Source organism: Pseudomonas fluorescens (assembly GCF_012974785.1).
In the GTDB taxonomy this organism is placed as follows: domain Bacteria; phylum Pseudomonadota; class Gammaproteobacteria; order Pseudomonadales; family Pseudomonadaceae; genus Aquipseudomonas; species Aquipseudomonas fluorescens_BT.
In genome coordinates this window covers 3,667,923-3,692,341 of sequence record NZ_CP027561.1, presented here as the reverse complement: position 1 = coordinate 3,692,341, position 24,419 = coordinate 3,667,923, and the positions used below count along the sequence as shown (strand labels likewise).

Sequence of the window (24,419 nt, the reverse complement as noted above, 5' to 3'; positions counted from 1 at the left end):
GTAGCTCCTGCTGTCAGATCAGTCCTTTGGCGGTGAACTTGCCCGAATCGGTTTTTGGCAAGGCTTCGAGAAATACGAATTGGGCCGGCACCATGTGCCAGTCCAGGCGGCTTTTGCAGTAATCCAGCAAGGCCTGTTCGCTGGTCTGGCGATGGTCGGTGTCAAGTACGATGCAGGCCTTTGGCACGTGCCCGGCCGATTCGTCGGCGACCGGCACCACCAGCACTTCGGCGACGGCGGGGTGGGAGGCCAGGCACTGTTCGATTTCCCTCGGGTTGACGTTCCAGATGTTGCGCGCAAACACGTCATCCTTGCGCGCCACGTAGTAGAGATAACCCTCGGCATCTCGCTTGAACAGATCGCCGGTGCGGTACAGCCGCGAATGGCCGAACTTATCGTGGACGAAGGCCCTGGCATTAGCCTCGGGCATGTTCCAGTACTCCAGCATCAGGTAGTCGCTGGTCACCAGCAACTCGCCGATTTGTCCGGGTTCGTCAATGGCACGACCCTGTTCGTCGACCAGATAGAGGCTGACGCCGGGCAGAGGTTTGCCCACCGACGTCGGGCGCAGGTCAATCTCTTCAGGGGGGAGATAACTGACACGTTTGCATTCGGTGAGCCCGTAATTGGAAAAAATCCGCACCTGGGGCAAGGCCTGGCGGATTCGCTGAATATGTCGGGTGTGCAAGGCCTGGCCGCTGCTGGAGATATAGCGCAGCTCCGGGACTCGTGCCTGCCACTGCGGGCCGGTATTGGCCAGCAGAAAAAACACTGGGGGAAACACATGCATGGCGGTTACGGACTCGCGCTCGACCACCCTGAGGACATCCTCCGCGCTGGCGGCGGGCTTGCTTTCAATGACGCTGGTGGCGCCGGCAAACAACGGCATCATCACGTTGTAGACGCCGTAGTCGGAGGCCAGCGTCGAGTAGCTGAGGATGCGGTCGTCGGGACTGTTCTGCAGGTAGGTGGTAACCCTGCTGGAAGCCGCCAGCATGATCCGGTGATTGACCAGCACGCCTTTGGGATTGAAGGTCGAGCCTGAGGTATAGAAAATCGAGGTGGCTCGTTCAGGGTCCGCGTAAAGTGGTGCGGTGGCCGGGGTATCTTGTGTACGGTGCGCGGCAAGGGCATCGGCCAGGGGGATGACATTTGGCGTAGCGTCGGGGACGGGAACGGTCAGCAGGATCAGCTCCAGTCCGGCGGCTTCGATCAGGCCAGGCAGGTCGTCAGTGCAATCGGTGATCAGGACCCGGGCGCCCGAATGCTTGAGCTGGTGAATCAGCTTGGCGCGACTCAGTGTGTGATGGGTGGCGGCGGTGATCGCCCCGGCTTGCAGCAGCCCGAGGTAGGCGGCGATGAGTTCGATGGATATGGGCGAATACAGTCCAACGCGTTCGCCGGGGGCGACTCCCAGGGTGGATACAAGGGCGGCGATGGCATCCGCTCGTTGCTGCAGTTGCTGATAAGAGGTTGCGACCCCATCCAGAACGATGGCCGGTTTGGTCGGGTATTGACGGGCGTTATCGGCGATGACCTGATGAAAAAGTTGCATGGCTCAATATCCTTTCAAGCACAACTTCGGGGGAGTTAATTGCGTTTTCTTGCGCACACCGAAACATAGGTGCCCTGCCAGGTATAAGGATCGATGGGCAAGTTGTCAGAGTTGCTCAATGGCCAACTTTGCTTGTCGAAAAATTTATTGAAGGAATAGATATCAAAGTCGCCCAGCCAGGCATCAAAGAAACCTTCGCTGTCTTGAATGGATAGTCCGGCTTCCTTGTCCCAGATAAAAGGCTCGCCGCTTGCTTGGAAGTAACGTGTCAGGTCGGATAACAAGTCGAGAAATATATAGCCACCCGTTTTTACTGCGCTGATGATTTTGGGCATCACCTTGTTAAGCTCCTCCTGAGTGAAGAAGTGCAACACTTCGGAACAGACGAGTACGTCGTAAGTCGCAGGGGCGGGGTCATAGTTGAGGATGTCCGTCTGCTGGAAGTCGAGCTCGCGTAACAAGGGGTTGAGCCTGCGGCTCCGAATCGTGCTGTCAACCATGTCCACACCGCTCAGGCTGTAGCCCTTGCGAGCCAAGGCCGTGAGGTTGCGACCATCGCCGCAACCCAATTCCAGTGCGCGACCCGGGCCGTCGGGAAGACTGGTCAGAAATTGCTTGAATTCATCGCGTAATTCACCGAACAGGGTGCCGTTGTCGCAAGCGCTGTATTCTCTGTCATACCATTCCTTCAGGACGGAACTGTTCACTACTTTCATAGTTATTCTCTGGCATCGATAGATGTGGCACAGGAAAATGCGCTGGGTAAGAGCGTGCGATCAATTGATCAGGCTGGGGGCGGGAAATATGAAATATTTATGAGGGAGAAAGAATGTGGCTGGCGAAAGCAAGGCATGCTGAAACTCCATTTCATTATTTTTTTGAGAGCGTCCATGGTTATCGGAGATTGAAGTTTCTCGATAACGGTAAGGATATTTCCATCGCGTGGCTGGCGCTGTCAAGGCGAACTACGGGAGGACAAGAGTTATTTTTGTCACAAGTTGGTGACCTTCAAAGTTACAGTCTCCACAGGCCACGATTTTATTTGCTCGGCAAAAAACCGTTCGGCTGCGAACCCGACGAGTTTCCCCCGCATGGGTTATACCTGAACCGGTGCCTTCGCCGCCGTCAGGAGAAACCGATGAAAACCTCCGGTCCCAGCCCCGTCATCACCATCGCCGAGCAGCCAGGCTGCCTCCTTGTGAAATTCCACGGCATACAAGTCGCCGCCTCGGCCCGAGCGCTGGTGCTGCTGGAAGCCAATTACCCACCGGTCTACTACATCCCCCGCGAAGACATCGACGAGAAGTACTTCGCCCGCACCGACCACACCACCTACTGCCCGTACAAGGGCGACGCCAACTATTTCAGTCTGCAAGTGCCGGGGCATGAGGGGGCGAACGCGGTGTGGACGTACGAACATCCGAAGATTTCGGTCAGCCAGATCAAGGACTACGTGGCGTTCTATCCCGATCAGGTGAAGTTTGAGTTGCTGGAGGCGGAGGTTTGAGATCCAGCAGGGTGGCGAGGGCATTGCGCCCCCGCCACACGTCGATCAATCAGTTCTTGTCCAGATCGATATTCCTGGTCTCACGCAGGCAGATCATCCCCACCACCAGGCTCACTCCGGTAATCAGCACCGGATACCACAGCCCGTAGAAAATATCCCCGGTGTACACCACCAGCGCAAACGACACGGTTGGCAGGAAACCACCGAACCAGCCGTTGCCAATGTGGTACGGCAGGGACATCGAGGTGTAGCGGATACGGGTCGGGAACAGTTCGACCATCAGCGCCGCGAGCGGGCCGTAGCACATGGCGGAGATGATGATCAGGCCGACGATCAGGGCCACGATCATCGGTTTGTTGATCTGCTGCATGTCGGCCTGTTGCGGGTAGCCGGCGAGGGTGATGGCGCCGCGCAGGGCGGCCTCGTCGAAGCCGTCGAGTTTCACATCGCCGACGCTCACTTGCACCGTGCTGCCCGCCGGGGCGGCGACGCTGGAGTAGGGCAGACCTTGCTTGACCAGGAAGGTCTTGACCTTGTCGCACGGGCTGTCGAATTTGGCCTTGCCTACCGGGTCGAACTGGAAGGTGCAGGTGGCAGGGTCAGCCACCACGGTGATTGGCGCCTGTTGGCTGGCCTGATCGATGGCCGGGTTGGCGTAGTGGGCCAGGGATTTGAAGATCGGGAAGTACAGCGCCGTGGCTAACAACAGGCCGAGCATCAACACCGGTTTGCGCCCGACCTTGTCCGACAGCCAGCCGAAAATGATGAAGAATGGCGCGCCGATCACCACACTGATGATCAGCAAGCTGTTGGCCACCGCCGGGTCCATTTTCAGGAACTGGGTGAGGAAGAACAGTACGTAGAACTGCGCGGCGTAGAAGGTCACCGCTTGCCCGGCGTTGATGCTGAACAGGGCGATCAGCACGACCTTGAGGTTTTCCCATTTGCCGAAGGATTCGCGGATCGGCGCCTTGCTGGCCTTGCCTTCCTCTTTCATCTTCAGATAGGCCGGCGACTCGTGCAGGCTCAGGCGAATCCAGGTGGAAATGCCCAGCAGCACGATCGACAGCAGGAACGGAATACGCCAACCCCAGACTTCGAACTGATCACCGGTGAAGTAGCGGCAACCGAGCACCACCAGCAGCGACAGCAGCAGGCCGAGGGTCGCGGTGGATTGAATCCAGCTGGTGTGGAACCCGCGCTTGCCGATCGGCGCGTGTTCCGCGACGTAAGTCGCGGCGCCGCCGTACTCGCCGCCCAGGGCCAGGCCCTGAAGCATGCGCAGCACCACCAGAATGATCGGTGCGGCGATGCCAATGCTGGCGTAGGTCGGCAGCAGGCCCACCGCGAACGTCGCCACGCCCATCAGGATGATGGTCGCGAGGAAGGTGTATTTGCGCCCGATCATGTCCCCCAACCGACCGAACACCAGCGCCCCGAACGGCCGCACGATGAAGCCTGCGGCAAACGCCATCAGCGCGAAGATGAACGCCGTAGTGTCGTTGACCCCGGCGAAGAACTGCTTGCTGATCACCGCCGCCAGGGCGCCGTAGAGAAAGAAGTCATACCACTCGAACACCGTCCCCAGGGACGAGGCGAAGATGACCTTTCGGGTATCGGGGCTGGCGTCCGCGCTGCGCACGGCATCCAGCGGCTGAACGTGTTCTGACATATCGGTATCCCTCACAGTGATTGTTTTTGTTGTTTCCACTGGTGTTGCGTGTCCGGGTGAAGCGCGATGCCTTTGTGTCTGGTGCAAAAAACTGTGGGAGCGAGCCTGCTCGCGAAGGCGTCCTTTCAGTCAACAACTATGTTGAATGTGTAACCGCATTCGCGAGCAGGCTCGCTCCCACAGGGGCAGTGATTACAGGTGGAGTAAGGATCAGCTGTGCTGCCTTCTCGGCAATCATCAGCGTAGGCGAACAGGTGTTGCCGGAGGTAATGCGCGGCATGATCGACGCATCGGCAATCCGCAGGCCCGGCACGCCGTGCACCCTCAATTGCGCATCGACCACCGCATCTGCGTCGTTGCCCATGCGACAGGTGCCGACCGGGTGGAAAATCGTCGTGCCGATCTTCGCCGCCGCTTCGTGCAGTTGTTCTTCGGTCTGCAGGCTGGCGCCGGGCAGGTACTCCACCGGGTTGAAGGCTCGCAGGGCCGGGGCGCTGACGATGCGGCGGGTCAGGCGGATCGCATCGGCGGCGACGCGCAGGTCTTCGGGATGGCTGAGGTAGTTTGGCTGAATCAGCGGTGCTGTTTGCGGATCGGCGGAGCGGATCTCGACCCGGCCACGGCTCTGCGGACGTAAATCACACACTGAAGCGGTGAACGCGGGGAAGCTGTGCAGCGGCTCGCCAAAACGCTCCAGCGACAGCGGCTGCACGTGGTATTCGAGATTGGCCGAGGTCTGTTCCGGCCCCGAGCGGGCAAACGCGCCCAGCTGACTTGGCGCCATCGACAATGGCCCGCTGCGGTCATACAGATAGCGCAGGCCCATGCCCATCTTGCCCCACACACTGCCGGCGATCTGGTTGAGGGTGCGGGCGTTTTCCAGTTGGTAGATCAGGCGCAGTTGCAGGTGATCCTGCAGGTTGCCGCCCACCCCCGGCAATTCATGCACCACGCCGATCCCGAGTTTTTCCAAAAGCGGACGCGGCCCGATCCCGGAGCGTTGCAGAATGCCTGGCGAGCCCACGGAGCCTGCGCACAACACGATCTCTTTGCGCGCCTTGAAGCGCTTTTCCTGACCCTGCCAACGTGCGCTGATCTTTGCGGCGCGGCCATCCTCGAACAGCACCCGATCAACCTCGACGTCGGTCAACACCGTAAGATTGGCGCGATCTCGAATCGGCTTTAGAAACGCTTTCGCCGCATTCCAGCGGACCCCGGCCTTCTGATTGACCTGAAAGTAGCCGCAACCCTCGTTGTCGCCCTGATTGAAGTCATCGATGCTGGCGATGCCGCTCTGTTCGGCAGCGCTGCGGAATGCATCGAGAATCGGCCACGACAGGCGCTGGCGTTCGACCCGCCATTCACCCTTGTCGCCATGGAATTCCGCTGCGCCGGCAAAGTGGTTTTCGCTCTGTTTGAACAGTGGCAGCACATCATTCCAGGCCCAGCCCGGATTGCCCTCGGCGGCCCAGCCGTCATAGTCGTTGGCCTGGCCGCGCATGTAGATCATGCCGTTGATCGACGAGCAGCCGCCCAGCACCTTGCCGCGCGGATAACTCAGCGCGCGGCCATTGAGGCCCGGTTGTTCTTCGGTCTTGAAGCACCAGTCGGTGCGCGGGTTGCCGATGCAGAACAGGTAACCCACGGGTATGTGAATCCACGGATAGTTGTCACGCCCGCCGGCCTCCAGCAGCAACACACGCTGCTGCGGATCCGCCGACAGCCGATTGGCCAGCAAACACCCGGCCGGCCCGGCGCCGACCACGATGTAATCGAATTCATCGAGGGAAGTCTGCATTCCCTGACCTCGCTTATTGTTTTTGTTATCAGTCATCCTAGTTGTTAGCTTTCGTCAAAAGAATGTTAGTTTTTGCGCAGCCGCTGTGCGTTTTCAAACAGCACTTTCTGACGATAGCCGACAAGGACAAGCCATGTTCGACTGGAACGACCTGCGGTTCTTTCTTGAGTTGCAGCGCAGTGGCCGACTGCTTACCGCTGCCCGCCGCCTCAACACCACCCACGCCACCGTCGCTCGGCACATCGAGGCCATCGAAAAAAGCCTCGGCACCGCGCTGTTCGTCCAGCACGCCCAAGGCTACGAAATGACCCCGGCGGGGGAGGCGCTGCTCAAGCACGCCGAAGCCATGGAAAACGTCGCGCTGCTGGCTCAGGAAGAAATCACCCAGTCCACGGCGCCACTGGGCAAGATTCGAGTCGGCGTGACGGAAGGGCTGGGCATCATGTTCCTGGCCAGCCGCATGATCGGATTGTTCGAGCGCTATCCGGGGCTGGAAGTGGAGTTGGTGGCGGTGCCGCGCTTCGTCAGCATCCTCAACCGCGAGGCGGAAATCAGCATTCACCTGGAGCGCCCGGCGGCGGACATGCTGGTCACCCGCAAACTCACCGATTATCGGCTCGCGCTCTATGCCAGCCGTGCTTACCTCGACCATGCGCCGCCACTGCGTACCCGCGAAGATCTTGGCCAACATGCCTGGATCGGTTACGTGGATGATCTGCTGTTCAGTCAGGAGCTGATGTTTCTCAACAGCTTCTGCCGCAATCCGCGTGTGGTGTTTCGCAGCACCAGCGTGATTGCCCAGCAGCAGGCGGCGCGTTCGGGGCTGGGGATTGCGGTGCTGCCTTGCTATATGGCGGCGTCGGACCCGGATCTGGTGCCGCTGTTGCCGGATGAGAGCATTGAGCGCAGTTACTGGATCAGCACGCGGCGCGAGCTGCACAAGTCGGTGCGGTTGCGAGTGGTCTGGGATTACGTGGTGGGGTTGTGCGAAGGCGAGCGGGAGTTGTTGATGGGCCAGTAAAGACGGCTGTTTCATGCAACTAAAACGCTTGGCAAAAGGTCATTCGATTTGCGGAGGTTGAGTCATTTCGCAGAACCTCGACAACGAAGAAGTTACCCGTGGCTACTCACCTCGATCACCGCAACAACCTGTCCCTCGACAGCCTGAATTTCTTCCTCGCCGATGTACGCGACGGGCTCGGTCCCTATCTGGCGATTTACTTGCTGGCGGTTCATCACTGGGAGCCGGCGAGTATCGGGCTGGTCATGACGATTGCCGGGATCGCCGCGCTCATCACGCAAACCCCGGCGGGTGCGCTGGTCGACAGCACACGCTTCAAACGGGCGCTGATCGCGATTGCCGCGCTGGTGGTCACCGGAAGCTGTCTGCTGCTGCCGTTCGTGACGTCGTTTACCCTGGTGGCCGTGACGCAAGCCATCAGTGCCGTTGCCGCTTCGATCTTCGCGCCGGCCATCTGCGCGATCACTCTCGGCATTACCGGACCTCGCGCGTTTACGCGCAGAACCGGGCGCAACGAAACCTTCAACCACGCCGGCAACGCCTGCGCGGCGCTGTTGGCCGGTTTGTCCGCGTACCTGTTCGGCCCGGTCGCGGTGTTTTATTTGATGGCGGTCATGGCGCTGGCCAGCGTGATTGCCGTTTCGTTCGTATCGGCAGAGGCCATTGATCACGATCTCGCCCGAGGTCTTGCACCGAGCGGGTCGGGGCAGAGCAAGCAGCCTTCGGGCTTTTCCGTATTGCTGACCAACCGACCGTTGCTGATGTTCGCGATTTGCTGCGCGCTGTTTCATCTGGCAAACGCGGCGATGTTGCCGCTGGTGAGTCAGAAACTGGCGCAGGCCAATCTGCAAATGGCCACGCCACTTACGTCCGCCTGCATCGTCGCGGCGCAGCTGGTGATGGTGCCGGTCGCGCTGCTGGTGGGAGCAAAGGCCGATCTGTGGGGACGCAAGCCGTTGCTGCTGGCGGGGTTTCTGATCCTGCCGTTGCGCGGCGTGTTGTATGTGCTGTCGAACGATCCGTGGTGGCTGGTTTCGGTGCAGTTGCTCGATGGCATCGGCGCGGGGATTTTCGGCGCGCTGTTTCCGGTGGTGGTGAAAGACCTGACGCTGGGGACCGGGCACTTCAACGTCAGCCTCGGGGCGATCTCGACGGTGTTCGGTCTGGGCGCGGCATTGAGCAACAGCCTGGCGGGGATTGTGGTTCAGGAGGCGGGGTACAGTGCTGCGTTTCTGACATTGGCCGCCGTTGCGGCGGTGGCGCTCATGTTGCTGTGGGTGACGCTGCCGGAAACCTTGCAGCGCTCCCGAATGGAATCCGCCGAGTCAGACGCTGCCGCACGGCCAATCGTGTCATCTTGAGTTCTCTTCTGAACGGCAAACCGCGCAATGCTCAGCCGACCGGAATCGACAACGTCGCCCGTAACCCGCCCTCTGCCCGGTTGACCAGCGTGATGCGCCCGTGCAAGCGCGTTGCGATGGTGTTGACGATGGCCAATCCCAGTCCTGCCCCCTGCGGATTGCCCCGACTGTAAAAGCGCTCGAACAACCGGGGCCTGTCCGCTTCATCAATGCCTGGCCCCTGATCCTCGACACTCAGGTGATAGAAGCCGTCTGCCTGATGAAGAAACACTGAAATCACGCCATGCTCGGGTGAAAAACTGGCGGCATTGGTGATCAGGTTGTTTAGCGCGATGTCGATGACGGCCGCATCGGCGTGAACGTTGAAAGGGTGGTCGCTGGCATCGAATGCCACTTCCAGATGCCGGCTCAGCAGCCACGGCGTAAGTTGCACCAGCGTGTTGCGCACGGTTTCGCCGAGGTCGATTAGTGGGCGGACGGGCTTGTCGGCCGTGGGTTCCAGGCGGGCCATGGTCAGCAACTGGTTGACCAGACGGCTGGTACGGTCCACGCCTGCGATCAGAAACTCCAGCGATTCACGCCGTTCCTGTTCGGTGCCGGCTTCCTGCAGGTTTTGCGCATGCAAACGCAACACGGCCAGCGGCGTGCGCATTTCATGAGCGGCATCGGCAATGAAGCGACGTTCGCGCCCCAGTACTTCCTGAATCTGCGCAAGCATGCGATTGAGCGCCGCCTGCATGGGTTCCAGCTCGCTGGGCAACGGTGTCAGTTGCAAGGGTTCAAGGGAACCACTGTGCCGGGCACGAAGGGTCGCCGCCATATTGGCCAGGGGCTTGAGCCCCCAGCCGATGGCAAGCCAGACCATCGCCGCGAGGATCAGGCTGCCAACCACGTTCGGCCATAGCGTGTGACGGACGATGCGGTCGACCAGGTCGGCACGGACATCACTGCGTTCGCCGGCCCAGATACGGAAACCGTTCTGCGGGTCTTCGAGGATGAAGGCTCGCCACTGGCGCTGGTCAAGGTCCACCACATCGCTGAAGCCGGGCTGGGACGGCGGCGTGGTGAACGTCGGTGCGCTGGCGGTGTGTACCAATACCTCGCCCTTGGCGTTCCACACCTGAAAGGCGAGCTTTCGCTCATAGGGATGGCCGTCGCCCCGAGGGACCCCTTCAGCCAGCGCAGCGTTGAAGGCGCGGTACAGGTCCGCGTGTTCGTGCCCCGTCAGAGGCATGCGCATGACGCCCTGCAGCAGACGCGCGTTCTGCGCCAGTTGCGCGTCGTAGACTTCGGCGATTTCATGGTTGCTGTCGTGCAGGTTGAACACGCTGAGTACCAACAGGCCGGCAAGCAGCAGGCCGGTTATCAGGGTCAGGGTACGGCGACGGATCGAGGTCATTGACGCTCCTCCACCAGATACCCCACACCACGGATGGTACGGATCAGCTCGGTGGAGAATTTTTTCCGCAGGTGGTGAATGTGCACTTCCAGGGTGTTGCTTTCGGCTTCTTCGTTCCAGCCATAGAGCAGTCGCGTCAAGTGATCGCGGGTCAGGACCCGTCCCGGCGGCGACAACAATTCATGCAGCAGTTGATACTCCTTGGGCGTCAGCACCACCGGTTCGCCCAGATAGCTGACTTGCTGGGTACCGGGGTTGAGGCTGATGCCGGCATGCTCGATCAGCATCTGTGCGCGGCCGGCGCTGCGCCGCAGCAAGGCGCGAAGGCGTGCCTTGAGCTCAGCCAGATCAAAGGGTTTGACCAGGTAATCGTCGGCACCGGCATCGAGACCGGCGATGCGATCCTCGGTGGCATCTCGAGCCGTGAGGATCAGCACCGGCAGGTTGGCGCCGCTGGCCCGGACCCGGCGCAGTACATCGAGGCCGTCCATGCGTGGCAGGCCAAGATCCAGCACCGCCAGGTCAAAGGTTTCGCTGAGCAAGGCGTGCAGGGCGCTGCTGCCATCCTTGAGCCAGTCGACGGTATAACCTTCGCGCCCCAGCGCCTGGTGAATGCCCTCACCGAGCGCTACGTCATCCTCGATCAGTAATAAACGCACACGGACTCCTGTCATTCGAGTTTCTTGTTCACGTCCACCAGCAACGCGTCGATTTCTTCGTGGTGCCCGCTATCGGCACTTTCCCGGCCAGGGTGGGGAGCGGCCTGCCGGGCCTTGAGCAGCGTCGCCCTGGCTTCAGCGTAGCGTTTTTGACGGTAGAGATGATCGCCCCGCGAGCACAGGTTGTCGCTGCTGATCGACGGCGTCCAGTGCCCGGACCGTGCGAGGCACCCGGCAACACAGGTGCGAAGAGTGGTTTCATGGCTTTGGCGTCTCGTTGTCGATTTTTTCACTCAAGCGACGAATCAATGGCAACTGCTTGCGCAGACCGCGATCCACCAGATTGGGCAGCAGGTTGTTCAGGCGCACGAAAAAACGCTCGGGCCAGCCCAGATAGAGGTCGCGTCGATCACCGGCAATCGCATGCACCACCGCCGTGGCCACGGCTTGCGGGTCGTCGACGCTGGCGTTGAGCGCATCGTTCAGTGCCTGGGCTGCGGGACTGTTCATCGATGTGCGGGTGGCTCGGGGAGCGACGTACAACACGCCGACATGGGTGTCAGCCAGCTCGCGGCGCAAGGCTTCGGAAAACCCGCGCAAGGCGAACTTGGTTGCGCAGTAGCTGGCATAGCCGGGGTAGCCGATCGAACCATAAGTCGAACCGACATTGACCACCATCGCGCTGTCAGCCTGCTTGAGCAGCGGCAGCAAGAGTCTGGTCAGGCAGATCGGCGCACTGATGTTCACCGCCAGCATCGCGTTGATTTCGCTGTCGTCGAGCTGTTCGAGCATGGCGAAGTGATTGATCCCGGCCGCGTTGATCAGCAGGTTGAGGCCGCCAATCGCCTCGGCGGCGACCAGCACCTTGCGCCGGTCGCTCAGAAATGTCAGATCGGCGGCGACCCAGCACAGGTTCTGCGGATAACGCTCAAGCAAGGGCTGCAAACGTGCCTGATGCCGGGCGACTGCCAGTACCTGCGCGCCGGCTGCGCAAAGGGCGTCGGCGATGGCGAGGCCGATGCCGCCGCTGGCACCGGTCAGGACCACCCGGGCTTCATGCAACTGCATGATGGGCCTCCGCATCGCGGGGCAGGCCACGGAACATATCGGAGTAGAGCCGGTAGACGACTTTTGAGGCGTGGATCACCGCGGCCTGGTCGGCGGGATCCTGCAACTGATTCATCAGGTGCCGATAGGTTTGCATGTGCTCGATGTCGAGTGCGCCGTGAGAATTGAGGTAACTGAAAGCGGTTTCCGGCAGCCCCAGTTGCTCGCGGATACTGCCCGCCGCATGGGTGGCCAGGGCAATGCTGGTGCCTTCCAGTACATTGACCATACCGAACAGACCCACCGGGTTGCCCCGGGCGATCAGGTCGTAAAGGAAGCTGACCATCAATTCGATCGGCAGTGACGGCTGCCCGCCGCGCACGGCCTCGCGGTCGCCGCCACAGGCTTCGATATCGTCCAGCACCCATTGCTCATGTCCATATTCGTCCTCGATGTATTCGCACACCGCCTTGCGCAGCCATTCAAGGTGCGTCGGCAGGCGAGCACCGCACGCCATCATCAGCGGTACGGTGTGGCGTACGTGGTAGTAGGCCTGGGCAAGAAATGCCCGGTAACTCTCAAGGCTGACCTTGCCCTGCAGGGCATCGTGGATGATCGGCAGGTTGAACAGCGCATGACGCTCCTCGTGCGTGGCTTCTTGCAGGGTGTCGAAAAAACTCATGATGCGGACTCCTGGGATTTGGCGAATTCAGTCAGTTGCGCCTGATACAGCGAAACGATGGCGTCGCGACGCGGGCGGCCATTGGCGGTGAGCAGACCGTTGGACGCGGTGAACGGGTGCGTCAGGCGTGTCCAGTGGTGCACCTGGGCATAGTCGGGCAAGGCCTCGTTGGCGGCGGCGACATCGGCCGCCAGTTGCGCATCGGTACACGCCGGGCTGTGTGGCCAGAGCAGGGCGTGGTTATGTGGCATGGCTTCGCCGTAGACGAAGGCCTGGGCGATGTGACGGCGTTGGGTCAGTTCCGATTCGACCCATTCCGGGTTGACGTTGCGCCCGAAACTGGTGACGAACTGATGCTTCTTGCGACCCTTGAGATAGAGAAAACCTTCCGGATCGAATTCACCCAGATCGCCGCTCGGCCACCACTGCTCGGTGCAGGCCGGCTCACCGAGATAACCGAGCAGGGTCGACCCCTTGATCAGTACCTCTGCGTCTTCGGCCAGGCGCACCTCCACATGGGGAAGAGGGCGGCCAACGCTTCCCGGACGGCACGCCCCGGGACGATTGAGACAGACCACCGAGGCGCACTCGGACAATCCGTAACCCTCGTACACGGGCAGGCCCACTCGTTGGGCACGCTGCAACAGATCTGCGGAAACCCGCGCACCACCGACCGCAGCAAAACGCAGGGATTGCGGATCGAAGGCTTTCTGTTCGGCGGCACTGACCAACAGGAACAACAGTTGCGGCACCAGAATCAGGCTTTCGGGTGCCCGACTGGCCAGACAGTCAAGCAGGCGCGGCACGTCGACACTGCTGGCCCCCTGGATGCCCAGGGTCTTCTGGCTTGGCACACTCAGTGTCACGCCGGCATACAACGCGGCGTAACAACCGAGGTTTTCCAACAGAATCGCCAGCGGCAACAACGCCAGGTGATGGCGCGGTGCGGTGGGTTTGCTGGCCTGATCGAGTTCGCGTGCCACCCGAAGCAGGCTGTCTGCGCTCAGGCATACGCCTTTCGGGGTGCCGGTGGTGCCGGAGGTGAATGTCAGTTTGGCGGTGCCTGGGAGCAACCCACTGGGTCCACTGAAGCGGCGGTGCCAGAACTCGCCGTGTTGTTCATACCCTGCGGCGCGTAACTCTCGCTCCAGCTCCGGTCCCGCGATCACCCATTGCGCCTTGCTCTGCTCCAGGCAATGGGCGCGTTGTGCCGGGCTGAAAAACGGTGGCAGAGTCACGCACGTCAAACCTTCGAACAGCACCGCCAGATCCCAGAGCATTGCCTGGACCCCGTTTTCCAATGCCAGTGCAATGACCGTCACGTGTTCATCGCGCAGACGCTGCTGGCGATACATCACTTCGCTGTACAGCGTCGTGTAATCGAGCTTCAGGTTGTCGCCCCACAGCGCGATAGTGTTGTCGTTGCGCCGGGCATGGCTGCGCAGGGTTTCCTGGAATTGTTGCCGTTCAAGCGACATGGCAGGCTCCTTCCAGCGAGGTCTGCAGGCCAAGCCGGGTAAAAAGGCCGATATTGCGCAAATGAAAGAAGCCGGCGCGGATATTGCCGACATGCACCCAGGGCTTGCTTTCGTAATAACTGCCCCAGTGTTGACGCTCGTCACCCAGGCGTTCCGGATCCGCGGCGCACAATGTCACGGGTTTGAGGCCCAGACGATGGAAGCTGTTGACTAGTCCGACATTGCCGGTGAAGGTCACCCATTCCAGGCCACCCATGGCCAGCAGATAGGTGATGGCGATGATGCTCAAGCGCGCGCTGCCGGCATCGCTGGAGGCGAGGTTGCCGACTTCGACAATGTCGCGGCGCTCCACCGGTTTACCGGCAGCGGCACTGATCAAAGGCTCGATAGGCTCGTCCAGATAACGCTCCAGAAACAGCGGTTCAAGATGGGCGCGGCGTACCCCGGCCACCGCGCACAGCTCGCCATCGCCGGTGTGAACACCGAACAGCTCGGGCATGAAGTGCCGGATGTCGGCGCCATGTGCCTTGCGGAATCGATGCTGGATGAAGGCTTCGAACGTCTCGCGCAGCGCATCGTCCGGCAAGGCGGCGGTCAACGTCATCGGCGGTGTTTCGGCCTGGCCGAAGTGCAGGGGCAGGGGAATATTCCAGACGGGATCGGGCATGGGCTGAACGCCTCCCTCATTAGGTTCGAGGGAAGTATCCAGACCATTTCTTAACGAAGTCTGAAGGTGAAAAAAAGTTTACGGGCAGTCTATCTTCAGACTGCCTTAAGGCTGGGCAGGCAGGGTGGCACCGTCGGTTTGCCCGGCAACAAGATCGAGACTGTCGAACGAATCGACCGTCGCCCACGACAATCACGAGGCGCTTCTTATGACCCGCGACAACGCCGTAACCCGTTATGGAAAACTTTCAATCACGCTTCACTGGCTGATGCTGGCGCTGTTCGTCGGCGTGTATGCGTGTGTTGAAATCAAGGGTTTCATGCCCAAAGGCAGTGAAGCCCGAGGTCTGCTGATGGGCCTGCATGGCGCATTTGGCGCGGGTATCTTCGCCCTGGTATGGGTTCGCCTGCTCGGGCGCCTGACGCCGCGCCCGCCGATCACCCCCAAGCCGCCAGCCTGGCAGACGGGCATATCGCACCTGATGCACCTGGCATTGTACGTGCTGATGATCGCCACTCCGGTACTGGCCTGGCTGATGCTCGCCGCTGCCGACAAACCGTTTCCGTACTTTGGCTTCCATCTTCCGGCCCCGGTGGATATCGACCCGGACTTTGCCAAACGCCTCAAATACTGGCATGAACTGCTGGGCAGCACCGGCTACTGGCTGATCGGTCTGCATGCGGCGGCGGGGCTTTTTCACCACTACTGGGTGCGGGATAACACCTTGGTGCGGATGTTGCCGGGGCGCAGCAATTCGCAGTAGGCCTGTTCGGATCGACTCCTGGAAGGTCGCCATCCTGGCGCCTGCCCGCCGCAAGACCGTGCAGGTAGTGATGTCGGGGGCATTGGTGGTGAAGCAGGCATTGGATAGCGTGGAGCCGAAGGGGCAGAGGCCGTTTCCAAGCGAAAAGGAACAGATTCATGCACTGAGTCTGTTCCTTTTTTCGTCAGCTTCAGCGGTTTCTGCCTCTTTCAGATATGCAACCAGGCCAAGGAGCCCAACATGACACCCAGGCCCGCCGCCCCAAACGAGACGCGTCTGAGCCATTCCTTGCGCGTCAGCAGGGTGATGGCCGCCAGCGAAATAGCGATTTGAATCGCGGTCATGGCCTGGGCCCAGCGGTGATGCTGATGCAGGACCTGCTCTGACTTTTCGTCCCACTCTCGCGCCTGCTGCTCAAGTGTTTCCGCCTTTTTGCGCGCTTGCTCTTTCTGCTCGGCATAGCGCCGAGCCTCGGCAACATAATGAGCGGAATCCAGTCCCGGAAGATGGCTGGCCAGCTCCGACAGGTTCTGCCGACTGGACTTGGCCTGGTAATAGCTCCACTCGTTGGCCGCTTCGGTCTTCTGAATGGCCGCGTTGTTTTTGTCCATGGCCGCCTCACTCTCCGTCGAGCCGGCCTGATAACTCATCAGGGCGCCGACCGTCGCCATGATCGCTGTCATGACCGCAATCTTGCTGGCAAAGCGATCGCCTTTTGCGTGGGCATGATGGGTGGTGTGTTCAACGTGTTGCTCGTGAGGACTGGGGACTTCGAACTCTTCAGGCATGACGGTCGGACTTGGGTTGATGGGGAAATTTGCGCGGATTATGCCGGGTGGCCGGTTTTTTAGACACAGGGCAATGGTGGTGTCTGGGTGAAAGCGGACGGCCTGATTTACGTATTCCCGTCGGACTGCGAAACAGTCTTTTTTGTCAGACATTAAACACAGAATACGTAGCCTGTTTATGCGTGGTCTTTCGTCACATCCCGATGCCCACAACGCCTTGCGCCACGCCCTGCACCTAAGACAGAATCCGCCGGCTTGTGCGTCTGGCGCTCCCTCCGTAACTTTATTCCCGTCACTGCCTATCAGTGATCGGGTCTGCAAGCCCGCCGGAAAAACCAGTCGCACAGCCCTGCCAAAAAGGACGCTCGTTTGTGTCCGCTCAATGGCGGCTTTGTGCGGGAGACCCTCGGGTCTGCCGGGTGCCTGGTTTCCCGGTCTTGCAGACCCGCACTTGGCTGCCACCCATCATCTGCAAGTGATGCTGGTAGCTCCTAATCAAAATCAGGAGTTTCACCATGATCAAACCAACACCTAATCCGCCAGAAACTGATCCGGTCTCACCCTACAAATTCCCCGATTCGCGAACCTTGAACGAAGCCGCAGAACGCGCCCTCGATCATTACCTGACCCCGCAACAACGCATCATGGGCAGCCACACCACACACGACCCCATGTTCCTGGCCAACCCCGCCTACAACAGCGAATCCCTGTTGGCCAGCGCCAGCGAAATGCTCAGCAACTTCGCCGCCATCCTCGAGCCCGCCCACCGTAAAACCGCACTGGGCATCGCACAAGTGGTCATGGTCGCAGGGCTGGCCGTGAATCAGGCGCTGGATAAGCTAGAGCTGAAAGCGTAGAGGCTGCCCTCAAGTAAAAAGGAGCAGATTCATTACCTGAATCTGCCCCCTTTTTTGTTCGATGAGCTCAGCCGTTGGCGCCGGCTCGCTTTTCCGCCGTCACGATGCAAGCCTTGTAGAAATTGGAATGGAAATCGCTGATCGCTTTCTGCTGCAAGCTCTCGCTTGAGTACTGCGGAATCGCGTACGCCTCGCGAATCAGCGTCTTGAACAACTCACCCACATACTCGCTCTGCTTGCCTGCCGCTTCGGCCAGTTCCCACACCGAATCCATGGGCGCGCCTTGCTGCCTGCTTTTCATGACCTGTTTGGCCGAGTTTTCTATTCGCTGGCACTCTTCGAGCTCTTCCTGCGGCACAGGAGAGGCGAGAGCGGAAAGGCTGATGGTGAAGGTTATTGCTGCTGCAAGACATTGTTTGTGCACGAGGTGTCGTCCGTGATTTTGAGGCTGAACCTTATCATTCGGGGCTTGGCGCCACCATTGCACACAGGGTGATAGACAGGAAAAGAACCCGGCGCGTTGCCCGAGTCTTGAGCGTTCGAAAAGATCTCTCCCCTCACTCCATCAGCTTGTCAATAGCACAGTTGAGCGACTGTGCAGCCGGCAGCGCGGTGGTAGGCTTTTTACGAGCGCCCGATCTGTTCAGATTATTGATTAAGGCAGGTCAGGCCAATGCACAAGCCGCATGTCAGATAACTGAAAGGATTCGAAAATGAAAAAGTCCATCACTGCTCTGGCCGTATCCGCAACGCTCGCTTTCACCGCCACCGTTGCGAATGCTTCCGTACATCCGACCACCCTCAAGGCTCCTCAAGCTGTCAATCAAGTAACAGCTTCTATTGGCACGCCTTTCGGTACCCAACAAACAGCGGGCGGAATCCATATGGCCAGTCTGGCCAGAAGTTGCTCCGATGATCGATATTCCTGGTGGGAATACAGCGGTTGGGAAATCGTCGGCTGTCTCGCAAGCGGCCAGTGGTAACTGCTCAAATGAGTCTGGTGCGTGACTTGCGTGGTGAGTGCGCACCAGCGCTTGTTGTGAGGTTGGTTGTGAGTCAGGTGCTGGATGTATCTAAAGGCATAAACCCAATTCTGCTGCGACAAGAGGAGCCGTTCTTCGCCGCATGAAGCCAAGCGCTGGCACTGGGCCACGGCTTGCGCCACCCTGCATCGACTGTCACCCTTCGGCCCGTTCTCAAGGATCAGAACGAGGTATCAAGGATTGAGTGGCTACGTTCCCAACCCGCCTAAACATTTCCGCAACACAGGCACCAAACCCGTCGATATCCATGCCCAGCGTTGGGCGGAGTATGAGAAACACGGGAAAGAGCCTGCGCGTGCGCCTGAAAAAATCGGCATAGCCCTGCGGATCGGAGTGTTCTTCGATGGTACGGGGAATAATGCCAACAACGCTGCGGCCGGACTTCTGTGCGGCGCTCATCATCCGATTGCGGCTAAAGATATCGATGCAAGCTGCAAGCCGTATATGAGTGATCCGGATAGTAGTTATGGCAATGATGTCAGTAACATCAAAAAGCTCAGTGATCTATATGACACTCCCGAGGCAGCTGAAGGCGAGGGGGCGCGAAAGCGTGCTTTTCGCATGGTGTATGTTGAAGGTATCGGTACCCGTTCAGGTCAAGAAGACAGCTCCTTGGGAGCAGGAACCGGGCGCGGCGAAACGGGTGTTGCGGGACGTGTCCAATCTTCGTTTGTATTGATCAAGCAGCGTATCAAGGAGGCGCTGGACGAGAATCCGGGTAGTGAAATCGTCTCCCTGACATTTGACACTTTCGGCTTCAGTCGCGGTGCGGCAGCCGCTCGGCACTTTGCAAATGAGGTCGTCCGGGGAAAACAAGGTCCATTGGGAGAAATCCTTCGCAGCAATGCTGATGCCTTCAGTTCGACTTTCAGCGATCAATATAAAAGCGATATCAATATGGGCTTCATAGGCCTGTTCGATACCGTTCCTTCGATTGCTGGCTGGTCCAATCTGGGCGACATCAAAAGCCCGATTGCGACAGGTATCAAGCTCTACCTGGATCGACGCTATTTCACCGATGTCGTCCAGTTGGTTGCGCGTGATGAATGCAGGGGGAACTTTGCCCTCAGCCGAGTAACACCAGATCACCAGGAAATTGTCTTGCCCGGCGTGCATTCTGATATTGGCGGGGGATACCTTGAGGAGGCTGAAGAATGTGTACTTGTCAGCCCCATGCAAATGCTTGAGGTGTCGCTTAACACTGATGTCGTCAGCACTTCGATTTATCAGGATGCGGTAACGGTCAAAAATCAGTGGCTCGCTAATGGTTGGCCTTCTGAAATGCTGGAAATCGTAACGCCACCTGCACTTGTAATGCCCAACAGCCCACAGGATCGAATGAGCCCTCGCGTCAAACGCGTCTACGCCGCCGTTCAGCTCAGGCGGACGGTGAGCGGAATGCTATCGAGAGTGTGCCTGCGTGTAATGCATCAGCAGGCGAAAGCCAAAGGGGTTCGCTTCAACGACATTCCTGAAACACCCGACTTTTCCATTCCCGCAGAGCTTCAAGGGTTGTCTGATCGTTTTGTCTCTGGCGACTACAGCACGACCCTGTTAGAGGAGAAAACCCTCAAACTCAAGTACATTCATACATCGGCCAACTGGAACCATCCACTTGGCCGAAGGGATGGAAGTGGTGTGAAAGCGGTTTACATCAACGCTCCCACGTCAGACGCAATTCGCGTAAAACACCCGCACGTACCTGATTGGACGCTTTGGTAATGAAGCTACTTTTAACCCTGCTGTGCACTTTGCTTGCTGCTGGTTGTTCCGCAGACCCGCTTTCAGCAAAGAACGATCCAAAATCTCCATGGTGGGAGCTGGGTTTCACTGAGCCTCGCTACATGAAGGTTTGGGTGGAAGACACTTCGGTGGAAGACATCAAAGGAAGAACGTTCCTGCACACGGGCTCTGGATCGGCGTCGGGAGGGCAACCAGAGGATGGCACAGAGTCCGCCAAAGGCTGGCACGGCGTAGGTGGTTCTGCGAAAGCAGTAGTAGGCGCGGATCTTCCCAAACGAATCTTCGTTCGCTGGCAATCTATCGTAGAACCACAAACCTATCGTGTTTGGGTGGACATACCCGAGGAAGCCAGGCAACTGATGCTGACGTCGGTCAACCAGCGATGCGCGAAAACGCCAGAGCAAACGGCTACCTATATTTCTTCGGTTTATCTGGGGTTGGCTCCTGGTGGAGTTGTGCAGGTGTGGGTTAGAGATTCTTGTCATCACCCGGTAAAGGTGGCAAGGGCGCAAGCTGAGATTGAGCCGCTGGGGCCAAGTCAAGGCAAGAATCAAGGGCGTTACGCCTATCCAGTTAATGAAAAGGCTAAGCGCTATATTGAGAAATTTGGTATTCCATATGGCAGTTGGTAATTCTTCGAAGTTGGGAAGAAATGAGGGGGGCAAATAGCGTGGGCGCTTAAGATGTAAAACTGTCCTCGCTCTTTGAATAAATCGCTGCATGATGCGATTTTTCTATGGGTCCCGAATGCCGGATACTGTTTTGCAAATAGTGTACTCGCTTTGGTGATGTTGACCATGAAGTTTGATATGAATACCGTGGTTATAACTACGATATACAGAGTGAAGAGGGTGTGTTTTTAATTAGGGTTTACGATGATGAACCCGGACAGGCAACGGTAGTGCGTCCGACTTCAATGTCTAAAAACGAAAGCCTTGGAAAGCTTGTCGAGTTCTTACGATCCGAACTGGGAGTGGGCAGGGTCTTGCTTTATATGGAGAATGTGGGGGGCTATGCCGAGATTGATCTTGATGGTCTGACATTCTATCCCGCCTGAACTCGGTCTCATGATGGGAAGAGGGAAGATTTACTTCTCGAAAATAAATCTGTCCCGTTATCCTGCGTTATCCTGACACGCCCGATTTGACCATCCCAGCAGAACTTCAAACTTTGTGTGATCGGTTCGTTGCGGGTGACTACAGCACCACGCTTGAAGAGGAGCAACTGCTGAAACTCAAGTACATTCACATGTCCGCAAACTGGAACCATCCACTCGGCCGCAGAGATGGCAGCGGACTAAATGCGGTATACATCAACGCCCCGACGGCCGACACCATCCGCGTGCTGCATCCCCACGTACCTGATTGGACGCTTTGGTAATGAGAGTTCTTGTAACCCTGCTTTGTGCTTTGTTCACGACTGGATGCCAGTCTGCGGATCCACTGTCTGCCAAAAACGACCCTAAATCCGAGTCGTGGGAGCTTGCGTTTACTGAGCCTTACTACATGAAAGTGTGGGTGGAGGACAGCGCCGTCGAAGATATAAACGGCAAGCTGTTCAAGCGTACGGGGGGAGGTACGGCCGCTGGTGGGGAGCTTGAAGACGGTAAAGAATCTGCACGTGGATGGCACGCCGTAGGCGCTGCTGCAAAGCCAGTGATTGGTGCCGACCTCCCCAAACGCATTTACGTGCGTTGGCAATCGATTGTCGAACCTCAGACCTATAGTGTTTGGTTGGATGTGCCCGAAGAGGCTAGGCAACTAATGAGGACGTCGGTCAACCAGCGTTGTTTGGAAACTCCGAAGGAGCAAGCGAGTTATTCCGCTTCTATTTACCTGGGGTTGGCTCCCGGCGGGGTTGTACAAGTCTGGGTCAGGGACTCGTGCCACTATCCGGTGAAAGTGGCCAGGGCCAAAGCCGAAATCGAACCTCTTGGTCCGAGTCAGGGTAAGAACCAAGGGCGTTACGCTTATCCGATCAGTGAAAAATCCAAGCGTTATATCGACAAATTCGGCATTCCATATGGCAGTTGGTAACTCTTGGAAAATGGGGGCGAGTCGGAAAAGATAGGGCGGCTCTTTTGATAAATCGATGAGTCCCCATTTTTTGCATTTCTTTGAAACGATCCTTCTATGGTGATCGAATACTGGATGCCACTTTGAAGATAATAAAAGCTACCCGCTTTGATGATGTCGACCACGACCTCGGGTATGAGTATCGTGGTTATAACTACGAAATACAGAGCGAAGAGGATACGTTTCTGATCAGAATTTACGATGACGAACTCGAACAGGCAACGGTGGTACGTCCGGCTTCGCTGTCCAAAAACAAGAACCTCAGAAAGCTTGTCGAACTCTTACAGTCCGAGCTGGGAGTGTCCAGGGTCTCGCTTTACAAGGGGGATATGGGGTGTTACGCCGAGATCAATCTTGATAGTTTGACATTCCTTCCAGCCTGAAGCCTGCCGCGAGAAAGTGCCACGCGTGTTTACAGGATCTGGGCCAAAAGCAGTCCGAAAGTAAATCTATCCGCATTCCTCCCTGACTTATTGGACAAGCTGCCGGATCCCCAGAGATAAAATCAAAGCGCCGCATAATTGATCAATAGCCTTTTTCCTCCTTTGATACGCTGACGCGATGTCAGGCTGCGAAAGAGCGATTGCGACCATTCCATACCAAGTCATTGAAACCACCACTACGACTGCCAGCATCGACAAAAACGTGCTTGTTGACACGTGGGCGGGGGCTGCCGCTGAGAAAATAGCGGCGTAGAAGGCCATGGATTTAGGGTTGCCGATGTTCGTGATGACTCCTTGAATGAATGATTGCTGAAAATTTCCGACGGCAGCCTCATTACTGGGGGAAAGTGTGGTCTTCCCGGCATTTAGCAGCAGTCGCAGTCCAAACCACATCAGATAGGCTGCCCCCAGAACTTTTACGAATAGCGCCGCCCAAGGAAACGCAGCAAATACAACGCCGATACCTGCTATTGCACAGGTGGCCCAGAGTAAGTTGACCAATACAATGCCTGCCACCAAGGCCAAAGCTTCTGACCGCGACGCAGCTACCGCTTTGTGGACTACCGCAACGAAATTGGGTCCTGGAATAACGACACCGGCCAGGTAAACCAAAAAGACTGTCAAAACAGCGGGACCATCGATCATGTGCGTTCCTTTGCGAGCTCAGTGGTTGGAGAGGTCATCATTCGGTTCAAGATCCAACGTACCTGCTACTTTCGGTTGTCATCCGATGAGCAGACCATTTTTGACGCTTATTAAGTGATGATGTCAACGGCAGTACTCCCCAGCCGCTCCCCGTTAACCACCACATGCACCGCATGTACCCCCGCATAGTGCTTGCGCGTAGTGAAGTCCTTGATCACCTGCCGCCGCGCCACAACCTCACTCCCAAACCCCGCCAACACCAACGTCTTCAACTTGAAAACCTTGGCCGAAGTCCCGCCATTGGCCTTCACGTAGTCAATCGCATAATCAATCACCAACCGCTGCTCCACCGGAACCAACGACTTCACCGTAAACGATAAAGTAATCGTCTCCCCAAGCCGGACAACCGCCGGTTCCACCTTCACATCCAGCAACTCAACTTCAGCCTTCGCCCCTGCGCCGATAACCGTGAGCGCCCGAGAATCCCCCTGTTTGATCAAACTCCGCAACGCATGCTTGGCAATCCATGCCGTGTGCCTGTTCTCCAGCGCCCACCCCTCAATCGTATCCAGCACCCACTCCGGATGTTCCTTGGTCACATCATTCAAATGATTCGCCACGGACTTGCGCACGTACAAACTCTCATCGGCCTTCAATCGATCAAGAATCCCGGCGGCCAATTGTGGATTTGCCTGCACCGGTTCCAGCCGAAACGACCATGGCAGGCGAGGGCGGCTGCCTTCGCTGGCGAGGCGGCGGACGTGGTGGTTTTCGTCTCGTGCCCAGTCGTGCATCAGTTCCAGCGAGCGCTCGAGGTCGCTGCGCAGGAAGTGGCGGATAGCGAATTCGGAGGAGCCGAAGGTGGTGAAGTACTTCAGGGCTTCCATCGAGGTGTCGAATGCGTGCGCGCCGTAGCTCGCGACGTAGTGCGGCAGGCACATGCTGACGAAGCCGCTGTTCAGGCGCGGGGCGAGTTCGCGCAGTACGGAGAGGGAATCGGTGTAGTCCAGTGGCAGCACGGCGTGCAGGCTTTCGCTGACGCGGGCCATGCGTTGCATGACCGAGAGTTCGCCGAGGCCGTCGTTGGCATGCTTGAGAAAGGCCTTGGCCTTGAACGCCGGGTATACGGCGCTCATCTCGCTGGCGATGTGTTGCAGGCGTTCGGCGTTGAAGATTTCTTTCAGGGCCGGGGCGGCGGTTTCGGTTGTGCTCATGG

The 24,419-nt window shown here is 58.4% G+C and carries 25 protein-coding genes and 1 pseudogene; 11 read left to right on the top strand and 15 right to left on the bottom strand.

The annotated features are described in order from the left end of the window. Window positions 1–13 precede the first annotated feature (13 nt). Both C6Y56_RS16495 and C6Y56_RS16490 read right to left on the bottom strand, forming a co-directional pair. Window positions 14–1,555, bottom strand: coding sequence for a class I adenylate-forming enzyme family protein (locus C6Y56_RS16495; protein WP_169430786.1), 1,542 nt, complete (start codon window positions 1,553–1,555; stop codon window positions 14–16). A gap of 35 nt (window positions 1,556–1,590) precedes the next feature. After that, on the bottom strand, window positions 1,591–2,271 hold the full coding sequence (locus C6Y56_RS16490) for a class I SAM-dependent methyltransferase (protein ID WP_169430785.1): 681 nt from the start codon (window positions 2,269–2,271) through the stop codon (window positions 1,591–1,593). Between the two features lie 422 nt (window positions 2,272–2,693). On the opposite strand from C6Y56_RS16490, the gene C6Y56_RS16485 reads away from it, so the two are divergent. Further along, a complete protein-coding gene (locus C6Y56_RS16485; RefSeq protein ID WP_085602857.1) occupies window positions 2,694–3,062 on the top strand; it encodes a DUF427 domain-containing protein in 369 nt (122 codons plus the stop codon). 49 nt (window positions 3,063–3,111) lie between these two features. Here C6Y56_RS16485 and C6Y56_RS16480 read toward each other — a convergent pair whose 3' ends face one another. Together C6Y56_RS16480 and C6Y56_RS16475 are read right to left on the bottom strand one after the other, a co-directional pair. Further along, the gene (locus C6Y56_RS16480) at window positions 3,112–4,734 is read right to left on the bottom strand and encodes an MFS transporter (RefSeq protein WP_169430784.1); all 1,623 of its coding nucleotides are present in this window, start codon (window positions 4,732–4,734) and stop codon (window positions 3,112–3,114) included. 136 nt (window positions 4,735–4,870) lie between these two features. Continuing rightward, window positions 4,871–6,532 carry a GMC family oxidoreductase gene (locus C6Y56_RS16475; protein ID WP_169430783.1) on the bottom strand — a complete coding sequence of 554 codons (1,662 nt, stop codon included), beginning with the start codon at window positions 6,530–6,532 and terminating at the stop codon, window positions 4,871–4,873. Window positions 6,533–6,665: 133 nt separating this feature from the next. Here C6Y56_RS16475 and C6Y56_RS16470 point away from each other — a divergent pair, with 133 nt between their 5' ends. Together C6Y56_RS16470 and C6Y56_RS16465 are read left to right on the top strand one after the other, a co-directional pair. Then, window positions 6,666–7,553 carry a LysR family transcriptional regulator gene (locus C6Y56_RS16470; protein ID WP_169430782.1) on the top strand — a complete coding sequence of 296 codons (888 nt, stop codon included), beginning with the start codon at window positions 6,666–6,668 and terminating at the stop codon, window positions 7,551–7,553. 98 nt (window positions 7,554–7,651) lie between these two features. Continuing rightward, window positions 7,652–8,914 (top strand): MFS transporter, encoded by a 1,263-nt coding sequence (locus tag C6Y56_RS16465; RefSeq protein ID WP_169430781.1) that lies wholly within the window; start codon window positions 7,652–7,654, stop codon window positions 8,912–8,914. A 31-nt stretch (window positions 8,915–8,945) separates the two neighbouring features. Here the strand turns inward: C6Y56_RS16465 and C6Y56_RS16460 are convergent, their stop codons facing one another. From C6Y56_RS16460 to C6Y56_RS16430, 7 genes are read right to left on the bottom strand one after another with little or no spacing between them, the layout of a single operon-like run. After that, window positions 8,946–10,313 (bottom strand): ATP-binding protein, encoded by a 1,368-nt coding sequence (locus C6Y56_RS16460; protein ID WP_169430780.1) that lies wholly within the window; start codon window positions 10,311–10,313, stop codon window positions 8,946–8,948. Beyond that, window positions 10,310–10,972 carry a response regulator gene (locus tag C6Y56_RS16455; protein WP_169430779.1) on the bottom strand — a complete coding sequence of 221 codons (663 nt, stop codon included), beginning with the start codon at window positions 10,970–10,972 and terminating at the stop codon, window positions 10,310–10,312. Before C6Y56_RS16455 ends, C6Y56_RS16460 begins: the two co-directional genes overlap by 4 nt. An 11-nt stretch (window positions 10,973–10,983) precedes the next feature. Then, complete coding sequence (locus tag C6Y56_RS16450) at window positions 10,984–11,265, bottom strand: hypothetical protein (protein ID WP_169428212.1); 282 nt, start codon at window positions 11,263–11,265, stop codon at window positions 10,984–10,986. After that, on the bottom strand, window positions 11,231–12,040 hold the full coding sequence (locus tag C6Y56_RS16445) for an SDR family oxidoreductase (RefSeq protein WP_169430778.1): 810 nt from the start codon (window positions 12,038–12,040) through the stop codon (window positions 11,231–11,233). Before C6Y56_RS16445 ends, C6Y56_RS16450 begins: the two co-directional genes overlap by 35 nt. Then, on the bottom strand, window positions 12,027–12,701 hold the full coding sequence (locus tag C6Y56_RS16440) for a TenA family transcriptional regulator (RefSeq protein WP_169430777.1): 675 nt from the start codon (window positions 12,699–12,701) through the stop codon (window positions 12,027–12,029). The genes C6Y56_RS16445 and C6Y56_RS16440 overlap by 14 nt, the downstream gene beginning before the upstream one ends. Further along, window positions 12,698–14,179 carry an AMP-binding protein gene (locus C6Y56_RS16435; RefSeq protein WP_169430776.1) on the bottom strand — a complete coding sequence of 494 codons (1,482 nt, stop codon included), beginning with the start codon at window positions 14,177–14,179 and terminating at the stop codon, window positions 12,698–12,700. Before C6Y56_RS16435 ends, C6Y56_RS16440 begins: the two co-directional genes overlap by 4 nt. Beyond that, window positions 14,169–14,846 (bottom strand): thermostable hemolysin, encoded by a 678-nt coding sequence (locus tag C6Y56_RS16430; protein WP_169430775.1) that lies wholly within the window; start codon window positions 14,844–14,846, stop codon window positions 14,169–14,171. The genes C6Y56_RS16435 and C6Y56_RS16430 overlap by 11 nt, the downstream gene beginning before the upstream one ends. 208 nt (window positions 14,847–15,054) lie before the next feature. On the opposite strand from C6Y56_RS16430, the gene C6Y56_RS16425 reads away from it, so the two are divergent. After that, window positions 15,055–15,609 carry a cytochrome b gene (locus C6Y56_RS16425; protein ID WP_169430774.1) on the top strand — a complete coding sequence of 185 codons (555 nt, stop codon included), beginning with the start codon at window positions 15,055–15,057 and terminating at the stop codon, window positions 15,607–15,609. Between the two features lie 209 nt (window positions 15,610–15,818). Here the strand turns inward: C6Y56_RS16425 and C6Y56_RS16420 are convergent, their stop codons facing one another. Continuing rightward, window positions 15,819–16,397, bottom strand: coding sequence for a DUF4337 domain-containing protein (locus C6Y56_RS16420; protein WP_169430773.1), 579 nt, complete (start codon window positions 16,395–16,397; stop codon window positions 15,819–15,821). A 515-nt stretch (window positions 16,398–16,912) separates the two neighbouring features. Here C6Y56_RS16420 and C6Y56_RS16415 point away from each other — a divergent pair. Then, entirely contained in the window at window positions 16,913–17,254 is a 342-nt protein-coding gene (locus C6Y56_RS16415) for a DUF6124 family protein (protein WP_169430772.1), read from the top strand. 67 nt (window positions 17,255–17,321) lie between these two features. On the opposite strand, the gene C6Y56_RS16410 is transcribed toward C6Y56_RS16415, so the two are convergent. Continuing rightward, complete coding sequence (locus C6Y56_RS16410) at window positions 17,322–17,678, bottom strand: hypothetical protein (protein WP_169430771.1); 357 nt, start codon at window positions 17,676–17,678, stop codon at window positions 17,322–17,324. Between the two features lie 289 nt (window positions 17,679–17,967). Here C6Y56_RS16410 and C6Y56_RS16405 point away from each other — a divergent pair, with 289 nt between their 5' ends. The 6 genes and pseudogenes from C6Y56_RS16405 (at window position 17,968) to C6Y56_RS16385 (ending at window position 22,498) form a co-directional block, all read left to right on the top strand. Then, complete coding sequence (locus C6Y56_RS16405) at window positions 17,968–18,237, top strand: hypothetical protein (RefSeq protein WP_169430770.1); 270 nt, start codon at window positions 17,968–17,970, stop codon at window positions 18,235–18,237. Between the two features lie 240 nt (window positions 18,238–18,477). Further along, window positions 18,478–20,019 carry a phospholipase effector Tle1 domain-containing protein gene (locus tag C6Y56_RS16400; RefSeq protein ID WP_169430769.1) on the top strand — a complete coding sequence of 514 codons (1,542 nt, stop codon included), beginning with the start codon at window positions 18,478–18,480 and terminating at the stop codon, window positions 20,017–20,019. Continuing rightward, window positions 20,019–20,672 (top strand): DUF2931 family protein, encoded by a 654-nt coding sequence (locus tag C6Y56_RS16395; protein ID WP_169430768.1) that lies wholly within the window; start codon window positions 20,019–20,021, stop codon window positions 20,670–20,672. Before C6Y56_RS16400 ends, C6Y56_RS16395 begins: the two co-directional genes overlap by 1 nt. Window positions 20,673–21,189: 517 nt before the next feature. Continuing rightward, a pseudogene (locus tag C6Y56_RS29250) lies at window positions 21,190–21,420 on the top strand (DUF2235 domain-containing protein); the annotation flags it as partial. Then, complete coding sequence (locus tag C6Y56_RS16390) at window positions 21,420–22,076, top strand: DUF2931 family protein (protein ID WP_169430767.1); 657 nt, start codon at window positions 21,420–21,422, stop codon at window positions 22,074–22,076. The pseudogene C6Y56_RS29250 and the gene C6Y56_RS16390, both read left to right, overlap by 1 nt. A 122-nt stretch (window positions 22,077–22,198) precedes the next feature. After that, a complete protein-coding gene (locus C6Y56_RS16385; RefSeq protein WP_169430766.1) occupies window positions 22,199–22,498 on the top strand; it encodes a hypothetical protein in 300 nt (99 codons plus the stop codon). Window positions 22,499–22,585: 87 nt separating this feature from the next. On the opposite strand, the gene C6Y56_RS16380 is transcribed toward C6Y56_RS16385, so the two are convergent. Together C6Y56_RS16380 and C6Y56_RS16375 are read right to left on the bottom strand one after the other, a co-directional pair. Next, on the bottom strand, window positions 22,586–23,203 hold the full coding sequence (locus C6Y56_RS16380) for a LysE family translocator (RefSeq protein ID WP_169430765.1): 618 nt from the start codon (window positions 23,201–23,203) through the stop codon (window positions 22,586–22,588). 110 nt (window positions 23,204–23,313) lie between these two features. Then, the gene (locus C6Y56_RS16375; protein ID WP_169430764.1) at window positions 23,314–24,417 is read right to left on the bottom strand and encodes a DNA alkylation repair protein; all 1,104 of its coding nucleotides are present in this window, start codon (window positions 24,415–24,417) and stop codon (window positions 23,314–23,316) included. Between the last annotated feature and the right edge of the window lie 2 nt (window positions 24,418–24,419).